Genomic DNA, 18,348 nt, shown 5'->3' on the forward strand with positions numbered 1-18,348 from the left:
GGCCGTGGAAGCTCAGCCCGTAAAAGGCTCAATTCGTGAGCTCCTCAGTCCTTAAAAAGCCCTGCCAGGTCCTCGGCCGTGATGGAACCGCCGGAGAGGGCGTCGCCCTCCATGACATCCGCGAACAGCTGCGACTTGCGGGCCTTCAGCGCCATGACCTTTTCCTCGATCGTGTCCTTGGCAACCAACCTGTAGACCATGACGTTCCGGGCCTGGCCTATACGGTGCGTCCGGTCTACGGCCTGGGCCTCGGAAGCCGGGTTCCACCACGGATCCAGCAGGAACACGTAGTCGGCTTCGGTCAGGTTCAGGCCAAACCCGCCGGCCTTCAAGGAAATCAGGAAAACGGGGGCGCTGCCATTCTTGAATTCGTTGACGACGTCGGTCCGGTTGCGGGTGCCGCCGTCGAGATAGCAGAACTCGATCTTCTCCTCCACAAGCCGCTCGCGGACCTTGCCGAGGAAGCCCGTGAACTGGCTGAAGATCAGGGCGCGGTGGCCCTCAGCCACCAGATCCTCCAACTGCTCGAACAGCACGTCCAGCTTGGAAGACCGGACACCGGACAGCGACGGATCCACCAACGAGGCGTCCAGGCTGAGCTGCCGCAGCAGTGTCAGGGACTGGAAGATGGTGAACCGGTTCTTATTCACGTCCTCGATCAGGCCCAGGATCTTCTGACGTTCGCGCTGCAGGTGCGTCTGGTAGACCTTCTGATGGCGCGGATTGAGCACCACCTCCAGGATCTGCTCCTGCTTGGGCGGCAGGTCCTGGATGACCTGGTCCTTGGTGCGGCGCATCATCAAAGGACGGACCCGACGGCGGAGCTTGTCCAACTGCCCCTTGTCGCCGTTCTTCTCCACAGGCTTCTGGTAATACTCAGCAAACCGCTTGGGGCTGGCGAACAGGCCCGGCGCCACAATCGAGGTCAGCGCCCAGAATTCCATCAGGTTGTTTTCCAGCGGTGTGCCGGTGATGGCCAGCTTGAAGGCAGCGGGCAACTTCCGCGCGCACTGGTAGGCCTTGGACTGGTGGTTCTTGACGAACTGCGCTTCGTCGAGCACCAGACCGGCCCAGGTCTTGGAGGCGTAGGAGTCGTAGTCGATCCGGAACAGGGCGTAAGACGTGATCACGATGTCCGCCCCGGAAAGCTCAAGTGCAGGGTCCTGGCCGTTCTTGGCGAAGGTCTCACCAATGGTCCGGACGGTCAGCCCGGGCGCAAAGCGTGCCGCTTCAGCCGCCCAGTTGCCCACGACGCTGGTGGGGGCAACCACCAAAAAGGGAGTGCCGCCGTCGGGCGCCGGACCCGTGCCGCCGTCGGGCGCCGGAGCAGGCATATCGGCTGCCGCTGTACCGCCGGAGACGCCGCCCTGTTCCTTCGCCGCGCACATGAGGGCGAGGGCCTGGACGGTCTTGCCCAGGCCCATGTCGTCGGCGAGCACCCCGCCCAGGCTGTGACGGTAGAGGAAGCTGAGCCAGTTGAAGCCTTCCAGCTGGTACGGGCGCAGTTCCGCGTTGAGCGTGGCAGGCAGCGGCAGCCCGTTGATCCCGCCCTCGAGCAGCCCGCCAACGGCCTCACGCCATGCGGCGGCCTGCTGGTCCACGATGCCGAGGTTCGCCAGCTCGTCCCAGAGCCCCGCCTGGAAGCGGCTGATCTGCAGCGGGGCATCCTTGTTGTCCTGGAGGGAGCGTGCCTCCTCGATCAGGGAGCGCAGCTGGTGAAGTTCGGGGAGGTCCAGGGAGAAATAGGCGCCGCTGGGAAGCAGCATCTTGGTCTGGCCCGCAGCAAGGGCTGAGAAGACAGCTGCAAACGAAACCGGCTGGCCCTCCAGCGAGATCTGGATGCCAAGATCGAACCAGTCGCGCTGCTCGGTGGCCTTGGTGGAAACGGAGATGACGGGGGCTTCCTCGGCCTCCCGGTAGTCGGCGATGTCGCCGGCGGTGTCCACGTCCACGTCGCGCGCCTGGCGGAGCAGGGGCAGGACGTCCTCGGTGAAGGCAAGAGTGTCCAGGCCGTTCAGCTCCACTGAGGCAGCCAGGCGGGGCGTGCCCCAGCCGCCGGTGGCTGATTCGCCGAGTGCAGGAACAACGTTCCACGGCTGGCCGATACCTTCGAGGATGCGGGCCTCGGCGGGGTCGTCGCGGTAGCCGTGGTCGCCGGGATGGCGCCACAACGGCTGGGCGGTCACCAGGTTTCCGGTCTTGTAGTGCCACTCCCAATGCAGCCGGACCTTGTGGTCGGCGCCGTAATTGGCCAGCAGCGAAAGCGTGGGGACTGCCAGTGTGGGCAGCTCAACCGACTCGTCCTTGGCCGTGATCCGGGCGGCCTGCTTGAGCTTGGGGTAGAAGCCGGTAAGGAAGCGCGTCTCGTCCTTGGCAGGAATCTGCAGGGTGCTGCCGGCCGTCACGAACGCCAGCAGTTCCTCGCTCAAGCCGTTTTCCAGCGGCGCCAGGGTAATCACGTGATCCGCGTCGACGCCGGGCAGCGTGTCCCCGCCGGAGGTGAGGAAAATGCCGTGGGCGGGGCGCCCGATGGTCCCCACGGAAGCCGGATCAACCTCAACCCCATCAACGGTGACGGTAGGGGCGAGCTCCAGCCCGCCGTCGTCGGCCGCTGTTGCAGTGCCGACGGCGGCAGCCGGGGTGACCGGGGTGCCGAACCGACTGAGGTTAAGGCCGACGGCGGCGGGAGACCCGGCGAGCCGCACCGGTTCGGTGCCGCGGCTGTGGACGAGGTTGAGGCCGATCTTTTGTGCGTCGGCCAGCAGGCTCCAGAGGTTTTTGCCCGCGAAAGTGTTCAGTCCCAGCCAGAGGGCGGTCGAGTTGTGCAGGCGGTTGGCGGCGGCAGTGTGCGCGGCCAGGAACTCCTGCATCCACTCCACATGCAGCTCGTTGCATTCGCGGCGGAAATTCAGGTAGCTCAGGGTGTTCCAGGAGACGTCGCCGCGGATCCATTTGCCTTTCGAACCCATGATGACGGGGCGGGCCTTGAGCTGGCGGACGCTCCGAAGGGGATCGCGCCGGCCTGTGTAGGAGAAGTGCGGCGCCGGTTCCTCGACGTCGAACTGGAGCGCCAGCGGGATGCCGTTGCTCGACGGCGTGATGCCGGGCTGGGAGATGAGCGGGCTCAGCGCCTGTTCCCAGTCGGCCAGTTCAAGGGTGGCGGGCTGGCGTGAGAGCCGGGAAACATCGGCCGGAGTGAGCAGCTGCACGCGGATGGCAGGGTTGTCCTCAGCCGCGAAAAGCAGGGCAGCCACATGCTTGCAGTCCTTGCGGACAGGGCAGCTGCAGACGCCCACGGTGCAGCTCCAGCCGCCGGCCTTACGGACCAGTTTGGCCGTGGTGGAGTACGGCACATCCGAGCCTCCCCGGACCTTGCCGAGCATCAGCCCGGTGGCGGCGTCGAACGAGATCCCGGAAACGCGGCTTCCCATGGCATAGGCCAGCCCGGCCGCGAGGGAGCGGTCGTTGATGGCGGGGGTCTGTATTGCCAGTGCCGCACTCTCGTCCGGTTGGGATGGCATGGTGCGCGCTACTTTCAGCTGGCCGCGGGGGACCAGTGTCCGATCGATGGTTATCTGCTCTATCTTAGTTCGCCCGGAGGAGCACCACTGCGCCGGCCCTTTTGCCATGTGGATAACGCGCACCGAAATCTTCGCCTGACGTTCACTTCAGCCTCAACATCCGGCCGTTCCCGCCGACGTAGCGTGAAAGTGTCCTGAACACCACAAGCTTTCAGCAGTGAGGAACACCATGACCACGAGCCAGCACCCGGTCGTCCTGACCACCGCCAGCATCGAAGCCGGCAACGAGGAAGTTGTCGATGCGAACGTCCACGTGGTGAACGCCATGTACGCGAAACTGCTCGACGCCGCCGAGATCGCCCCCGCCGCCCTGGGCAGCTACTACGTGGACTTCTACGTGACCCAGTCGCTGGAGGGCGGCTTCGCCCAGTACGTTTTCACCGCAGACCGGGACGAAGTGGACCCGCTCATCCGCGAAGGCCTCGCAGGCATGGGTGCGACGGCGCACCTTGACCTCTTCAACCGCACCGTAGAAGCGTTTGACGCCCTCTCCGAAGAGGACGAGGAGCGCTACCTCGACGGCGACCTGGACACCGAAGAAGAGTCCACCGACGGCGTGCGCACGCTGGAGGAGCTGGACGGCGAGTTCGAGGAACTGTTCGAAACCGAGAACATCACGGCCCTCAACGCTTCCTGGCTCCTTGGCCAGGAGGGGCTGCTGGTGCTCGACGAGGACGGGCTCGCAGCCTACATCGAGCGTCAGGCCGCTCTTATCCCGGACCTTGAGGAGCGCCAGGCCAGGGCGGACGCCGAAGCACTGGAGGACGCCCCGGACTTCGAAATCATCATCCGTGAACTGTGCGATGTTGCAGGCTACGAACTCCGGAAGATCACCATGGGCGATCCGAACTACCTCCACAACGGAGAGAAGACGCTGGCGTGGCACTTCGCCACCGATCACGGCGATTTCCTCATGGTTGAAGAGGACGATGAGGCGTTCATGATCAACCCGGAGACGCAGGAAATCGTTGCAGCCGTTGAGTTCGAGGAAGCTGACGACGACGAAATGGCCGACGCGTAGCAACAGTACCGACGGCGGGCGGTCACCTTTCACACGAAAAGGTGACCGCCCGCCGTCGTACGCGCATAGCCGGTGACGCAGTGTTCGCTGCGCATCCACTCACGGAGCTCGGCGTCGTTCTTCAGCCCGGCGGCGCGTGCACGCTCAGCCCAGTACCCGACGCCGTGTCCCGTCTTCCGCTCAAGCAGGGCCTGGTTGCTCTCCACCATGCCCTGCCAGGTCCGGGCGGTTTTTGTGCTGTTCGGGGGTTGTCGCCATGCCTCGATGGTAGTGGGCAGCCCCTCCAGCAGCGGGCGGCCCGGGGCAGCCGGAAAAGAATTTCCGCGGCACCCGTAACTTTCCCGTGGCCGCCGGCGATGTAGGAAGTGATTGGTTCCACGGAGCCGGATCTGACTTGTCTTCTATATTTTGGAGTTTCCCATGCCCCTGTTCACCGTTCTCGCCACCAGCAAAGTCGCCGCCGGAGTATTCGCCGCAGGCGCCCTGGCCGTCGGTGGCACCGGCGTCGCAGCTGTTTCCGGCGCTCTCCCGGAAGCCGCCCAGCAGTCCGCCCACGAACTCCTCGGCGCTCCCGCCCCGAAGCTGTCCGGCGAAGCCGCTGCAGCCGCGGATGCTGCAGCCGAAGCAGCCGGCGATGCAAACGCCGATGTGAGCACTGACGTCACCGCTGACGCCTCGGTTACCGCTGAAGCAGCAGACGGAAAGGTTGCCGCAGGCGCCGGGACCGCAGCCGCCGCGAAGGCTGCAGTGGATGCTGCCGGTGCCGCATCCCTGGGCCTCTGCACCGCGCTCAACAACGGTGGCCTGACCGCTTCCTCCGAAGGGTTCTCATCGCTGGTTGTCAAGGCCGACGGCGAAGCCAACGTTGAGAGCTTCTGCGCCGATGTTGTTGCCAAGGCCGCCGCGGCAGCTGCCGCCGAGGGTGCCGCCAACGGTGAAGCCGCCGTCGAAGCCGACGCTCCCACGGTGCCCGCAGTTCCGGCCGTTCCCGCGGTTCCCGCCGTTCCCAGTGTTGATGATGTACCGGCCGTCCCCGCTGTTCCTGCCGTGCCGGCTGTCCCCGCCGTCCCCGGCGTCGACGTGCCTGACGTTTCGGCCCGCTGACACCTGCCCAGCTAGTGTGGACTGCGGTAATCCGGCTACATGGACCGGATCCCGCAGTCCACATGGCTGCCAGCCAGCAAACCCACAGCAGCGGAGCACGCCGGGCCGGAGACCGGGATGAGCGCGTCCGCTGCCCGGGATGGAGGAGCCGCCGGTGACTGACACCTTGGCCGACGAAGACATCCGAATATTGGAAGGCACAGCCGAATCTGATCCGGCTGTGCTGTTCAGCGCTGCCTACCGTGCCTACTCCGGCGCCGTCCTTGGCTACCTCCGGGCGCGCGGCGTGGATGATCCCGAGGCTGTCACCCAGGACGTGTTCCTGGCGTTTTTCCCCAAGATCGGTGACCTGACCGGCGGCTTGCCCGGCGCCAAGTCGCTGCTCTTTTCCATCGCCCATGCGCGGATGGTGGACCACTACCGGCGGGTGGAACGACGCCCGGACTTTTCGCCCTACGATCCCCTGCACGACGCCCGGAGCACCGCGTCCGCCGAAGACCACGTGGTGGGGCAGAACGGGGGAGCAGCGGCCCTGCTTGACGGCCTCGCCGACGACCACCGTGAAGTCCTGGCGCTGCGGGTGGTGGCTGACCTGTCCATCGAACAGGTGGCCGGCATCATGGGCAAGTCCCAGGGCGCCATCAAGCAGTTGCAGCGCCGGGCGCTGCAAAATCTCAAGGATCAGACGCTACGACGAAACCAGGCACATCATGAGTGACACCGCAGGCTCCCCGAGCAACACTGCCGGTTCCCGCAAGGCCGCAGGCTCCGACGCAGGCTCCGCCGCCGGCTTCCAGGGCGGCGCGGCCGTTGACAGGCTGCTGCGCGACGCCGGGATGGACGACGACGGCGGCCTCCGCACTGCCCTGCTTGGGCTCCGCTCCCTGTCGGCGGGACAGCCCGTCCCCTCCGAGGCGGTCGCCTCACTGATGGCCCCGGCAGAGCGCGCACCCCGGACGCTGGCTGCGGTGGCAGCGGTCGCCCGGACTGACGCCATGCCCACGATCGCTGCCGCTGCCGCTGCTGTTCCGGCTTCCGAAGACGCTGCCGCTCTTCGGGCTGATGCCCCCGCGGCGGGTCCGGTTGATGAGCTTGCCGCCCGGCGCCGCGCCAAGCGACGGATCACCCTGACCACCCTCTCCGTGGCAGTGTCGCTGGCAGCGGGCGGAGCGGTTGCCGTGGCGTCCGATCAGGGCATCCGCGATACCATCGGCGCGCTGAACTACGCCGTCACGTCCTTCGTGTCCGGGACGGGCGGAGCATCAGCGGACAAGGCCGGCCAGACGCCGTCGACCGGTCCCACCCAGCCGGGCGGCTCGGCAACTGCGCCGGACTCCGGCGCGCCCGCGGTCTCCGGGCCAGGCGCCGGGCCTGCGACCTCGCCTGAACCTGGTACCGCCAATGGCGGGCCGGCAGCTCCAGCGACGGCGACGCCGGGGACTGTGCCGCCGTCGGGGATCACCCTGCCGGACAACCTGGCACCGGGAAACCTGGTACCGGGCGCCGACGCCCCGGGCGCCGTTACGCCGGGAGACGGCGGACCCCTCAACGGCGGGCCCGTCAACGGCGGCCCGCTGGACGAGGCGGCGCCCAGCCTCCCGGGCCAGCAGCCCTTGCTGCCGCTTCCGGTCACCCCGCCCGCTTCGCCGGCGCCCGGCGAATAGCCAGCGGCGGCAGCCTGCGCCGGAAGTCAGCGGGAGTAAGCCCGCCCGCAGGACAGCAGGCTCAGGAGGGCGCCCCAGCGGCGGTAAAAGCGCCCAGCCAGGGCGTGAAAGCACGCCTCAGTATCCTGATGCGGCCGTCCGGATCATGTCGCCGGTTGGGCTCGCCAGGTACCAGACGCTGTTCACGCCCTGCCCGAGGATGTCGCCCGGATTTTTGTCCTGGGCGAAGTAGTAGAGCGGCAGGCCGTTAAGGGTCACCTGCTTCGCCCCGTCCGGCGTCGTGATGGTGCCCAGCGTTCCGGTGACGCCTTCAGCCGTGGGCGCTGCCGCGGTGGTCAGGACCGGCGGCCAGGCGGTCAGGCACGCTGCCGTGCAGGCGCTGGTGCCCGAATCCTTCACGTCCTTGGTGAAGTAATAGACACTCATCCCGGCGGCATCAACCACGATGGTGCCGGCGCTTGACGATGCTGTTTTGAGGTCGACGGCGGCTGCCGCAGTGGGCGACGCGGTGCCGGGCGTGGCGGACGCGAACGCACCCGTTGTGGGCGAGGCGGAGGTGGCCGCGGGGCTCGTTGTAGTGGTCGCGGTGGTGGTTTCCGGGCTGCCGCCGCAGCCGGAAAGCGCGGCCGCAAGGGCCAGCGCAGCAAGTCCGATGCCCAGATGCTTTTTCACGTAAACGCTCCTTGGCTCGTGCCCGGCGTCGGATCACCGGACGCTAACCGATACGACGCGTGCGGGAGAACAATGGTTCACAGTGAACCGTTTTCTCTGCGCAGACGTTTGTATCGGCAGGGATGCGCTGGCCCCCGGACAGTGTTGCTTTGGGGCTGGCGGTGATGAGTGGGAACAGGAGGGGCGGTCATGCCGCTGGACGAGGACGTGGTGGCCGCGATCTACCGCGAGCACGGCCCCGCCCTGCGCCGCTTCGTCCTCAGCGCGTCCCGTGACCCGCAGCTGGCCGAGGACGTGGTCCAGGAGACCGTGCTCCGCGTCTGGCAGCAGGCCCCGGACATCACCGGGAGCCTGCGCAGCTACCTGTTCAGGACCGCGCGGAACATCATGATCGACAACTACCGGAAGGCCCAGCGACGCCCCGCCGAGGCCCTGGGGAGGGAGTTCCTTGACCCGGCGGACGCCGTCGAACGCGTGGACGAACTGCTCAACCGCGTCCTGATGGAGGAAGCGCTGCTCCGGCTCAGCACCGAACACCGCGACGTCCTCGTGGCCCTTCACTACCGCCGCTTCACCGTGAACGAGGCCGCGGTGCAGCTGAACGTCCCTGCCGGAACCGTGAAGTCCCGGGCGTACTACGCCGTCCGGGCGCTGCGGACGATTCTGGACGAAATGGGGGTGGAACGGTGAACGCCCCGGATCTGCATCAGCTGCTGGGCGCCTACGTTCTCGGCGGGCTCGACGCCGCTGACCTGCGCCGCTTCGAAGAACATCTTCAGGAGTGTGCCGACTGCCAGGAAGAACTCGCCGGGCTGGAGCGCCTGCCTGCCCTGCTGGACGCGCTTCCCGTGCCGGACGCCGTGGCCCTGACCGGAGGCATGCGCTCCGCCGCACCCATGGAACCGGGTGGATCAGTGCCGCACACGGTGCTTGACGAACTGGCCGCCCGCCGTCGTAAAGTTCGACGCCGGTGGACGGCCCTGGTGGGTGCCGTCGCCGCCGCTTGCCTCGCCTTGGGAATTGGCGTGGCCCCGCTCCTGAACCGGCCGCCGCAGCCGGACGCCAGCTACTCTGTGCAGGCCGAAAGCGGCCTGCACTTCAGCGTCGATCTGGCCCGGAAAACGTGGGGGACGGAGCTGGCCGTGAACGGAAGCAGCATGCCCCTGGACGGAACCTACTCGCTGTGGGTCCGCGACCGCGACGGCGGGGAGGACCGCGCCTGCGCCTGGACCGCTACGCCGAGCGGCCGGATCAGGGTCACCGGGGCCACTCCGGTGCAGCTTGCGAGCATCGCCAGTGTGGAACTCCGGGACGAGGGGCAGAAAGCAGTCGCTGTCATCACGGTTCCCTAAACCGCCGTGCGCCTCCGCCACCCAGAGGCCGGGACAGTGAAGCCCCGGCCTCTGGTGTGCCCCTGGGTTATTTGTTCATGTTCGCCAGGCGCGCCCTGACCATCATGAACAGCCCGTAGCAGATCAGTCCTGCACCAACAGCGGCGAGGAGGTAAGGACCGAACGGTTGGTCGCGGAGCGCCCGGAGGCCTCCGTCCAGGCCGGTGGACTCCTCCGGATGGGCGCGAAGCGTGGCGATGGCAATCAGCAGGCCGGTCAGCAGCAGGACGATGCCCTTGGCGACATAGCCGGCCACTCCCAGGACGGTGACGGCAGTGCGTGCTTTGGGGGAGGCGGGCATCGTCAGGTTCTTCTCGAAGGACTTCCTGAAGCCCCTCACGGCGTAGATGACCCCGGTGACCGCGATGCCCACGCCGACCAGGACCAGCAGTGCCACTCCGCCCGGGGCCTTGATAACGTTCGCGGTGAGGTCGCTCGCGGATTGACGGTTATCCCCGCCGGAGCCGGTGCCCATGGCGAAGCTGACCAGGGTGAGGGCCAGGCCGGCGAACACCAGGGCCTGGGCTGCAGCTTTGGCCTTCTTGCCCGCTTTTTCCTTGGTGGGCAGCCGGTTGTAATCGAAGATCGCGTCGCTGGCCTGCCAAAGGGCCAGGGCCACGCAGGCCGCGAAGCTGGCCCACAGAAGGAACGGCCCGGCAGGCTGGCTGGCAAGCTCGGACACAGCCCCACTGAAGTCGGCGTTCCCCGATCCGCCCATGGCGAGACGGATGGCGATGGCCCCCACCAAAAAGTGCAGGATGCCGCTCGCCGCGAATCCCGCCCGTGCCAACAACTCCAAGGTGCGGGAGTTGGTGATGTCCTCCGCCGCGTCCGCGGCCTGCTTCAGTTCTCTTTTGATGGCGGGTTTCCTTTGTGCCAGGTCGTGGACGCGCGGATTGTGTGCCCGTGCGAGCCACCATCGTCCCACGTGGAGCCTGCATCGAACAGACCGGAGCCGGCACGGAATGGCGCAGGGGCAAACGTGGGCATGGGCAGTGTTCCCCATCGCGGGCCGCCGGCCGCCGTGCGACGATATGTTCGGCGATAGACCTTGAACACCTATGAATCTCCGGGGGAGACACGATGACTTTTTACGGCGCGGATACGAGCCAGCTGCGCGAGCTGGCCAAGGCTGTTGACACGGCAGCTACGCTGCTCAGCAGCCGGGCCAGCTCCCTGCAGGGCCAGATACAGTCCGCGCCGTGGAGAGGGGCCGATGGCGCGCGTTTCCGCCAGGACTGGAACGGAAGCTACCGTCCCAGCCTGGAACGCGTGGTGTCCAGTCTCCGCCACAACTCCAAGCTGCTCCTCCAGCATGCCGACGAGCAGGAAAAGGCCTCGGACAAGTCCGGGGGCGGCGGATCCACCAGCGTCCTGGGTAAATTTGTGGACCTGGGCAATAAAGGTTTGTCCTGGCTCGAAGGAATGGCCCAGCAGGCCGCCGCGGCCGAAGCCCACCGGCAGGAGCTGGAACAGAGCGTCAAGGATAACCTCAAGGCCACCCCGGAGGAACAGGCCAAGTGGTGGGCCGGCCTGTCCGAGGAGGACCGCCAGTACCTGATCGAAGGCGAAGGTGAGGACGGTCCCTTCGCCGATGACCTCATGGACATGGACGGCGGGATCCCGGAGGCCGCCCAGGACCAGGCCGCACAGCACCTCCGTGGACTCATGGCGGAGGACACCCCCGTCCTGACGGAGACGAGTAAGGCCACCCTTGACCTCCGTGTTGCCTGGGCCCACGGCGATGCAGGGGTTGGTACCAAGTTGGTGGAGAACGCCGATGGCTCAGCCACCCTGAAGGTCCACGGAAACCTGGGGCTGGGTGTCAACGACCCCACCGGCACGGCCGGAATCACACTGTCCGGCGAAGCTTCCCGCGAGTACGAATTCGGCAGCGTTGAAGAAGCCATGGCGGCCCGCGAACAGATGTACAGCGACCTTCCGCCGGACAGCGCCGGCGAGGTCAAGGATGCTTTGGGCAATACGCCGGGCTACATCATGGACACGGTCAACGACGCCGCGAAGGACAACGGCTCCACCGGCCAGGATGACAAACTCAAGGGAACGCTGAGCTTCAAGGCAGAGGGCGAAGGCGGGCCTGCCTCCGGCTCCGCTCAACTGGACCTCGCCTACGAGCGGAATATGACGGATGGCTCCGCCACTGCCAGTGCAGAAGTATCTGCTAAGGGCAAACTGAACCTCGACGGCCAGGTCTTTGAGGCTTCGGGCAAGGGCGGCGTGGAGATGAGCTTCGACAAGGACAGCAACCTCGAAAAGGTTTCGCTGTCCATGGACGGCACCGTGGCCACCGGCGTGTCTGTCGGGCCTGAGGTCAAGCCGTACACGATGGACTCTGACGTCACCGTCGGCACGCAGAGCAGTGTGAAAATCGAGGTGGACTACAACACGGAGAACAAGCCCCTCGTTGACAGCTACATGCGGAACGTGGCGCTCGGAAATGACGCAGGCGCCGCTGCTGACGCCGCCAAGCTCTACGAGGCCGGCTCTGCCACAGTGCAGATCAACAGCGTGGCTACAGCATCCAATACGGCCGGCTTCAGCAGCAAGGTGGTGGACGTGGAGTTCAAGACCGAGAACCAGGCCACCACTAACGTGTCCACCTACGTGAAGGTCGCCAACGACACCAAGCTCGAAAGGCTCTGACCCCCTTCCGGAGCAACTTCCGGCACCAACGTCAGCCAGCCCCACCAAAGACTTACTGCTAAGGAGCAACCATGTCAGTGCACATCGAATCCCCCTTGGGATACACGGCAGACTTTCCCGAACACACCCAGGTCATGGAGGACTCCGCAGCCGGACCCAACAGCGAGCAGTACGCCCTCCTGGGCGGAATCCTGGTAACGGTCGTCAAGGATGACACCTCGGTCACCGACGCACCACAGGCCAACGGCTGGGCGCACCTGATGTCCGAGTTCTATATCGAGGAACGCAGCGGGACCATCCTGACCGAAGGCGAACTCAATCTCCCCGGCAAAGCGTCGTACGCCGTCGTGGTGGGCTTCACCGACCATGCCGGCGACGCCCGGATTGCGGCCCCTGTGGGCGTCTGGGAGAACAACCGCTTCATAGGCGTCCTCGTGATCTGGCCCTATGTGAACCCGGAGATCGAGCCGCGGTTGGGCATGCTCAAGGAGATTGTGGCTTCCATCAGCGTTGCCTGACCCGGGTTCCGGTCAGCGCCGGCGGTAGCAGAGGTCGAAAATCAGCCGGCCCGCCTCGTGGGCTTTGGCTTCGAAGCTGGTGCGGATCCGGCCCTCGAAGCGTGGCGCCCAGCCGCCGGTTTCATCCACGCCCTCGTTGGGGCCGGTGTGCTCCGTGCTGACGGGCGCCCGGCCCTCGCGGACGGGCGCACCGCCCACCAGGGACTCGACGCCGGACTGCCATACCTGCGTGAGGGGGCTTTCCGGGCCATGGCGTTCGCCGGTGTGAAGGTTTTCGAAGTCCTCCGAATCCGCCAGGACGTCGCGGACGTGGACGGCATAGTTGGACCAGTCAGTGGCAATCCGCCAGAGACCGCCCGGCCTGAGTGCCCGGGCGGCGAGCTGGGCAAACTCCGGCTGGATGAGCCGGCGTTTGTGGTGCCGTGACTTGTGCCAGGGATCGGGAAAGAAGATCCACAATTCGCTGACCGATCCCGCCGGGAGCATGGTGGCGAGGACTTCAGGGGCGTTGGCCTCCACAACCCTCACATTGCCCAGGCCGCGGCTGTTGATCTTGATGATGGTGTTCGCCAGGCCCGGGGTGTAGACCTCCACGGCCAGGAAATCCGTGTCCGGATTCTGTTCGGCGGCATGGCAGATCGCGTCGCCCAGCCCTGACCCGATCTCGACGATCAGCGGCGCCTTGCGGCCGAACTCTGCCTCGGCGTCGAACGTATAGTCAGGGTGGACCGAGGTGTTGGCGACGTGCCGGGGCACATCCAGGGCCCACCGCTCCGAGTGCTCTTCCCACGCTGTTTGCCGCCGTCCCTGCAGCCGGGTGCCGCGGCGCACAAAGCTCACGGGCCTGCCGCCATAGGTGCCAAACGATGCCTGGGTTCCGGGCGTCACAGGGCGCGGGACATGCGGAGGCTGGGGGGATTCTGGGGATTCGCTCATCCCTTCCAGAATAAGGGACGCCCCGCCGACGCCTGGGACAGGCAGAGCGAAGCGGGTCCAGCGAAAGAGCCAGTCGCACGTTGACAGTATGGTCACCCCCACTCCGCGGGCGCGGAACCCACCACGCCGGCAGCCAGCCCAGCAGGTGCGTATGTGGATAAACGTCCGGCACGAGGATGCAGGAGGGGACTGACACAATGGGTCAGGTGACAACAGCTAAGCCCACCGACGGGCAGGATTTCCAGGTCGACGCCACGACGAACGTCCAGGCGTCTGCCGAGGCGGCACCTGCGCCGCCGGTGAACAACAGACGCGCACTGGCCTACCTGGGCTTTTGCCTGGTGCTCATCGGACTGAACCTCCGCACGGTTTTTTCCAGTTTCGCCGCAGTACTTCCCGAGATCATGGCCGACGCCGGCCTGCCGGGCTGGGCCGTCGTAGTGCTCACAACGGTGCCGGTCACCCTCCTGGGCATCTTTGCTCCGCTGGCTCCGGTCCTGTCAAGGCGTTTTGGTCCTGAGCGGGTGCTGCTCGGCGCGATGACTGTCCTGACAGGAGGATTGCTGCTGCGGCCCGCTGACGCCGGTGGGCTGCTGCCGGGAGCGGGGCATCTCCCTGCACTGCTGGTGGGTACGGCGGCTTGCGGAGCTGCGATCGCGCTCTGCAACGTCCTGCTTCCGGGGCTGGTGAAGCGTGACTTCCCGCACCGGCTGGGGCTGATGGGCGGGCTGTACACCACCGCGATCTGCGCCTCCGCCGCGCTCGGAGCCGGGTTCACCTACCCCGTGTTCACGGCAACGGGGGAGTGGACTGCGGCGTTGTGGTTCTGGGCGTTGCCCGCCGCCGTCGTACTTTTTCTCTTCCTGCCCGTGGCGCTGGCCCGGCAGCCGGCCCAGCGCGGGGACGTCAAAGACGGCCTCAACGTCTGGCGGTCGGCGGTGGCGTGGCAGGTCACGATCTTCATGCTGCTGCAGGCCATGATGTCCTTCAGCGTGTTTGCCTGGCTCGCTCCGATCCTGCGGGAACGCGGCGTGGACGGCGGCACCGCGGGAGTGATGGTGTCCGTTTGCATCGTGCTGCAGATGCTGGGTTCCCTGTTCGCCCCGGCCCTAGCCGCGAAACTCTGGGACCAGCGGGGCATCAACGCTGTGGTGGCGCTGATGACGGGCAGCGGCTTTGCCCTCAGCATCTTCGGCCCGCTCGATCTCATCTGGGTGTGGACCGGGTTGCTGGGGCTGGGGCAGGGCAGCCTCACGGCCGTGGCGCTGACCATGATCATGCTGCGGACCCGCGACGGGCACACGGCCTCGCACCTGTCCGGCATGATGCAGGGCGTGGGCTACGGGGTGGGCTCCACGGGGACGCTGCTGGTGGGACTGCTGCACCAGGCCACCGGGTCCTTCGCCGCCGCCGGTGTGCTGTTCCTCTGCATCGGCGCGCTGGCCGCGGTCTTTGGTTACCGCGCCGGCCGCAGGAGATACGTCGGCGGCTGAGCCTGTCCGCCCCCGTCCGCCCTCCACCTGCAACGCGGGGTCACTCGAAGCCCGATTAAGGCCCATTATTGAGCGTGGAGTGACCCCGCGTTGCGCCCCTGACCTGCGGGGCCGCAGCACCGGACTTCCCGCCCCCGACGGCATGCCCACCCACGCCCAGGACCTGGCCGCGGTGTCGGACGTCAACCACTACACGATCGTCATGGGCGAGGCCGGCGCCGGCGCTGTTGCCCAAAGCGTGCAGGAAGCGCTGGCAATCCGGTAGCGTGCATGATTCCATTCACCTTGTGACAGAGCCGGCCGCCAACATCCTGAAGCGGCCGTACCGCTGGGTCACCATCGGCGCCTGCGCCCTGGTGTTCCTGGCCGCGTTCGAGTCGCTCGCCGTGACCACCATCATGCCTGTTGTCAGCCGCGAGCTCGACGGCGCCAGCCTGTACGCGCTGGCCTTCGCCGGGCCGCTGGCCACCGGGGTGATCGGCATGGTGGCGGCGGGAAACTGGTCCGACCGGCGCGGACCCGCGGCACCATTGTTCGCCTCAGTGGCCCTGTTCGTGGCGGGTCTCCTGATCGCGGGCACGGCCGTGTCCATGCCCTGGCTGGTCACCGGCCGCCTGGTGCAGGGGCTCGGGGGCGGCGCACTGACGGTGGCGCTTTACGTGGTGGTGGCCCGCGTCTACCCGGCCGCCCTCCACCCGGGGATCTTTGCCGCCTTCTCGGCCGCCTGGGTGATCCCGTCACTGGTGGGTCCGTTCGCGGCAGGCATCGTGGCACAACTCCTCAGCTGGCACTGGGTTTTCCTGGGGGTGGTGGGACTGGTGGTTCCCGCCGTCGTCATGATTGTCCCGGTGCTCCGCGGCCTGGACCGCCGGTCCCCGGACGCTGACGTCCCGCCGTGGGCGGTGGGCAGGCTGGGATGGGCCGGACTCGCAGCGCTCGCGGTCCTGGGGCTGAATCTCTCCGCGGGCGCCACCCTCTTTCCGGCGGCACCGGCAGTCCTCGCCGCGGCCGCCGTCGTTGTTGCCCTTGTGGCGGTGCGCCCACTGGTTCCCGGTGGAACCCTGCTCGCCCGCCGTGGCCTGCCCAGCGTGATCCTGACCCGCGGCCTGGCCGGAGCGGCGTTCTTCGGCGCCGAGGTGTATCTGCCGTACCTGCTGATCGAGGAGTACGCGTTCCCGCCGACGTTCGCGGGTCTGACCCTCACCGGCGGCGCGCTGGCCTGGGCCGGTGCCGCCGCCATCCAGGGCCGCCTGGGCGCCAGACTGACCCACCGGGCGGCTGTGTGGACCGGCGCGGTGTTGGTGCTGGGCGCCGTCCTCCTGGCCCTGGTGACAACGGCATTTCACTGGCCCGCCGCTATCGCCATTGCCGGCTGGATCTTCGCCGGCGGCGGCATGGGGCTGCTCTACCCGCGGCTCAGCGTCATGACGCTGGCCCTGTCCAGCAAGGAAAACGAGGGCTTCAACAGCTCGGCCATGTCCATTTCGGATTCGCTGGGCGGCGCGCTGGCGCTCGCCGCAACCGGGATCGTGTTTGCGGCGTTCACGACGACGGCGGCACAGTTCGCCGGGGTCTTCGCGCTGACGGCGGTGATCGCGGCCGCCGCGGTGGCCATTGCGCCGCGGGTTGCGGAGCGGGCTCCGGGATAGCCCGGCAGCGAAAGGTTCGGTCAGGGGTCAGGCGGGCTCAGTAGTCCGGGCGGGGGAGGACGTTGAAGTACAGGTGCGTGACGCCGTCGCCCTCTATCACCCGGGTCCGTTCGAGTTTCACCGGGGCGCTGGCCAGGTGATCGAAGAACCGGATGCCGGACCCCAAAAGCCACGGCGCCAGGTTCACCCGGATCTCGGCGAGCAGGCCGGCGTCGAGCGCCTGCCGGATGATGTCCGGGCCGGCGAGGCCAATGTCCTTGTCCCCGGCGAGCTTTTCGGCTTCCGCCACGGCGTCCTGGAAGCCGCTGGTCACGAACGTGTAAGGGACGCCATCGCGGGGCCAGCCGTCCGGGACGGTGTGGCTCAGTACCACGATGGGGCAGTCGATGGGATGGTTGCCCTCCCAGCCGTGGGTGATGTCGAAGATGCGCCGGCCCACCAGGAGTGCGCCGGCGGACATGGTCCGGCGGAGATGCTCCGCGCTGGCTTCGCTGACGTGCCAGGTCATGTCCTGCCTGGCCGTGGGGACCTCCACCGGGCCGTTCCCGTACCAGTCGAACAATCCGCCGATGCTGTCGTCCGGCAGGGCGATGAACCCGTCCAGCGACATCGTCATTTCCGCGACGAGCCTTGCCATGGTGTTTCCTCCGGTGAGTTGAGGGTGCCGACGCTTTGGTCAGGAAAGGCGGGTGGCGCGGAGCACGGTATCGCCGATGATCGCTTCGCGGCCGTCCGGGCCGGTGACCGGCCTGTCCCGGGTTGTAGTGACCTCCAGTTGCCACTCCGGCGAGTCCAGCCCGAGTTCCTGAACCAGCTGGGCGGGGGTGTAAAACATATCCGGAGTGGTGCGGGTTTGGGTTCCCCACGGCGGCAACATGTCCGGATGGTGGCCCACAATCAACAGGGTGCCGCCGGGCTTGACTGCCGACGCCGCCGTGCGCAGCGGCTCCTGCCATCCCATGGTTCGTGAGTGCAGGAACTGCGAGGACACCAGATCGTATTTTTCCCCGGGCTGCCATTCCTCCAGGTCGCACTGCTGCCAGCGGATGCGGCTGGAAATGGCGCCGGGACCCTCCGCATGCACGCTTTCACGGTCCAGCGCCGTCTTCTCGTGTGCAGCCGCACGCTCCAGGGCGACGTCGGAAACGTCGACGGCGGTGACGGTCCAGCCCTGTTGGGCCAGCCAGATGGAGTCCGCACCTTCGCCGCACCCCACGTCGAGGGCCTTGCCGGGGTGAAGCCCGGCGGCCTCGCGGACGAGTTGCGGGTTGGGCTTTCCGCTCCAGAGCTTCGGTGCGCTGCGGTAGCGTTCGTCCCACGCTTCAGCGGAGCTCTGCTCCGCATTATCGCCAAGCCCGGTGGCGCCGTCGTCCGTTCTGTGATGGTGGTGGTCAGCACCCTGTTGCGTCATGCCTCAAGGGTGCCCCTGCCGGGCCCGCGAAGGCAACGGCTGCCCGGATTATCCGGGGGCGCGTCGGCGCCGGGACAGGTGGTCTGCCCGCTGATGATAGACTGGTGGAACTTGATGTGCAGTGATGCCCACTTTTGTTCCGGTTCATCAACCGGTTCCCCTGCTGGATTCCCCGGATTCCGTGGCCAGGGAGTGGGATTTTTTCATGTGAGAGGCACATCCTGCGTCGATGAACGCGTTCTAT

At 67.0% G+C, this 18,348-nt stretch carries 18 protein-coding genes; 11 read left to right on the forward strand and 7 right to left on the reverse strand.

Going from position 1 to position 18,348, the window contains the following annotated elements; genetic code table 11:
- Nucleotides 1-44: 44 nt before the first annotated feature.
- Complete coding sequence (locus AC1MCA_RS12080; RefSeq protein WP_479797467.1) at nucleotides 45-3,521, reverse strand: DEAD/DEAH box helicase; 3,477 nt, start codon at nucleotides 3,519-3,521, stop codon at nucleotides 45-47.
- Between the two features lie 229 nt (nucleotides 3,522-3,750).
- On the opposite strand from AC1MCA_RS12080, the gene AC1MCA_RS12085 reads away from it, so the two are divergent.
- Nucleotides 3,751-4,602 carry a DMP19 family protein gene (locus AC1MCA_RS12085; RefSeq protein ID WP_108600912.1) on the forward strand — a complete coding sequence of 284 codons (852 nt, stop codon included), beginning with the start codon at nucleotides 3,751-3,753 and terminating at the stop codon, nucleotides 4,600-4,602.
- A gap of 29 nt (nucleotides 4,603-4,631) precedes the next feature.
- Here the strand turns inward: AC1MCA_RS12085 and AC1MCA_RS12090 are convergent, their stop codons facing one another.
- The gene (locus AC1MCA_RS12090; protein ID WP_479797470.1) at nucleotides 4,632-4,811 is read right to left on the reverse strand and encodes a hypothetical protein; all 180 of its coding nucleotides are present in this window, start codon (nucleotides 4,809-4,811) and stop codon (nucleotides 4,632-4,634) included.
- Between the two features lie 211 nt (nucleotides 4,812-5,022).
- Here AC1MCA_RS12090 and AC1MCA_RS12095 point away from each other — a divergent pair, with 211 nt between their 5' ends.
- The 3 genes from AC1MCA_RS12095 to AC1MCA_RS12105 all read left to right on the forward strand — a co-directional run bounded on the left by AC1MCA_RS12095 (nucleotide 5,023) and on the right by AC1MCA_RS12105 (nucleotide 7,370).
- Nucleotides 5,023-5,706, forward strand: a complete 684-nt coding sequence (locus AC1MCA_RS12095; RefSeq protein WP_479797472.1) for a protein tyrosine phosphatase — start codon at nucleotides 5,023-5,025, stop codon at nucleotides 5,704-5,706.
- Between the two features lie 154 nt (nucleotides 5,707-5,860).
- Entirely contained in the window at nucleotides 5,861-6,424 is a 564-nt protein-coding gene (locus tag AC1MCA_RS12100; protein ID WP_479797474.1) for an RNA polymerase sigma factor, read from the forward strand.
- Entirely contained in the window at nucleotides 6,417-7,370 is a 954-nt protein-coding gene (locus AC1MCA_RS12105; protein WP_479797480.1) for a hypothetical protein, read from the forward strand. Before AC1MCA_RS12100 ends, AC1MCA_RS12105 begins: the two co-directional genes overlap by 8 nt.
- 117 nt (nucleotides 7,371-7,487) lie before the next feature.
- Here AC1MCA_RS12105 and AC1MCA_RS12110 read toward each other — a convergent pair whose 3' ends face one another.
- Nucleotides 7,488-8,042, reverse strand: coding sequence for a COG4315 family predicted lipoprotein (locus AC1MCA_RS12110; RefSeq protein WP_479797485.1), 555 nt, complete (start codon nucleotides 8,040-8,042; stop codon nucleotides 7,488-7,490).
- Between the two features lie 189 nt (nucleotides 8,043-8,231).
- On the opposite strand from AC1MCA_RS12110, the gene AC1MCA_RS12115 reads away from it, so the two are divergent.
- Nucleotides 8,232-8,732 carry a sigma-70 family RNA polymerase sigma factor gene (locus tag AC1MCA_RS12115; protein ID WP_108598412.1) on the forward strand — a complete coding sequence of 167 codons (501 nt, stop codon included), beginning with the start codon at nucleotides 8,232-8,234 and terminating at the stop codon, nucleotides 8,730-8,732.
- Nucleotides 8,729-9,394, forward strand: coding sequence for an anti-sigma factor (locus AC1MCA_RS12120; protein ID WP_479797491.1), 666 nt, complete (start codon nucleotides 8,729-8,731; stop codon nucleotides 9,392-9,394). The genes AC1MCA_RS12115 and AC1MCA_RS12120 overlap by 4 nt, the downstream gene beginning before the upstream one ends.
- A 67-nt stretch (nucleotides 9,395-9,461) precedes the next feature.
- Here the strand turns inward: AC1MCA_RS12120 and AC1MCA_RS12125 are convergent, their stop codons facing one another.
- Nucleotides 9,462-10,280, reverse strand: a complete 819-nt coding sequence (locus AC1MCA_RS12125) for a DUF1206 domain-containing protein (protein WP_479803376.1) — start codon at nucleotides 10,278-10,280, stop codon at nucleotides 9,462-9,464.
- A gap of 236 nt (nucleotides 10,281-10,516) precedes the next feature.
- On the opposite strand from AC1MCA_RS12125, the gene AC1MCA_RS12130 reads away from it, so the two are divergent.
- Nucleotides 10,517-12,097, forward strand: coding sequence for a WXG100 family type VII secretion target (locus tag AC1MCA_RS12130; protein WP_479797494.1), 1,581 nt, complete (start codon nucleotides 10,517-10,519; stop codon nucleotides 12,095-12,097).
- A 71-nt stretch (nucleotides 12,098-12,168) separates the two neighbouring features.
- Complete coding sequence (locus AC1MCA_RS12135) at nucleotides 12,169-12,615, forward strand: hypothetical protein (protein WP_108598416.1); 447 nt, start codon at nucleotides 12,169-12,171, stop codon at nucleotides 12,613-12,615.
- A gap of 12 nt (nucleotides 12,616-12,627) precedes the next feature.
- Here AC1MCA_RS12135 and trmB read toward each other — a convergent pair whose 3' ends face one another.
- Nucleotides 12,628-13,551, reverse strand: coding sequence for a tRNA (guanosine(46)-N7)-methyltransferase TrmB (gene trmB, locus AC1MCA_RS12140; protein ID WP_479797499.1), 924 nt, complete (start codon nucleotides 13,549-13,551; stop codon nucleotides 12,628-12,630).
- Between the two features lie 197 nt (nucleotides 13,552-13,748).
- Here trmB and AC1MCA_RS12145 point away from each other — a divergent pair, with 197 nt between their 5' ends.
- The 3 genes from AC1MCA_RS12145 (at nucleotide 13,749) to AC1MCA_RS12155 (ending at nucleotide 16,693) form a co-directional block, all read left to right on the forward strand.
- The gene (locus tag AC1MCA_RS12145; protein ID WP_479797501.1) at nucleotides 13,749-15,044 is read left to right on the forward strand and encodes an MFS transporter; all 1,296 of its coding nucleotides are present in this window, start codon (nucleotides 13,749-13,751) and stop codon (nucleotides 15,042-15,044) included.
- Nucleotides 15,045-15,123: 79 nt separating this feature from the next.
- Entirely contained in the window at nucleotides 15,124-15,309 is a 186-nt protein-coding gene (locus AC1MCA_RS12150) for a hypothetical protein (protein WP_479797505.1), read from the forward strand.
- A gap of 22 nt (nucleotides 15,310-15,331) precedes the next feature.
- Nucleotides 15,332-16,693, forward strand: coding sequence for an MFS transporter (locus tag AC1MCA_RS12155; RefSeq protein ID WP_479797510.1), 1,362 nt, complete (start codon nucleotides 15,332-15,334; stop codon nucleotides 16,691-16,693).
- Nucleotides 16,694-16,730: 37 nt separating this feature from the next.
- Here AC1MCA_RS12155 and AC1MCA_RS12160 read toward each other — a convergent pair whose 3' ends face one another.
- Together AC1MCA_RS12160 and AC1MCA_RS12165 are read right to left on the reverse strand one after the other, a co-directional pair.
- Complete coding sequence (locus tag AC1MCA_RS12160) at nucleotides 16,731-17,330, reverse strand: dihydrofolate reductase family protein (protein ID WP_479797513.1); 600 nt, start codon at nucleotides 17,328-17,330, stop codon at nucleotides 16,731-16,733.
- A 39-nt stretch (nucleotides 17,331-17,369) separates the two neighbouring features.
- Nucleotides 17,370-18,104, reverse strand: a complete 735-nt coding sequence (locus AC1MCA_RS12165; RefSeq protein ID WP_479797517.1) for a class I SAM-dependent methyltransferase — start codon at nucleotides 18,102-18,104, stop codon at nucleotides 17,370-17,372.
- Nucleotides 18,105-18,348: the final 244 nt, after the last annotated feature.

This window comes from Arthrobacter sp. BK1 (assembly GCF_056680055.1).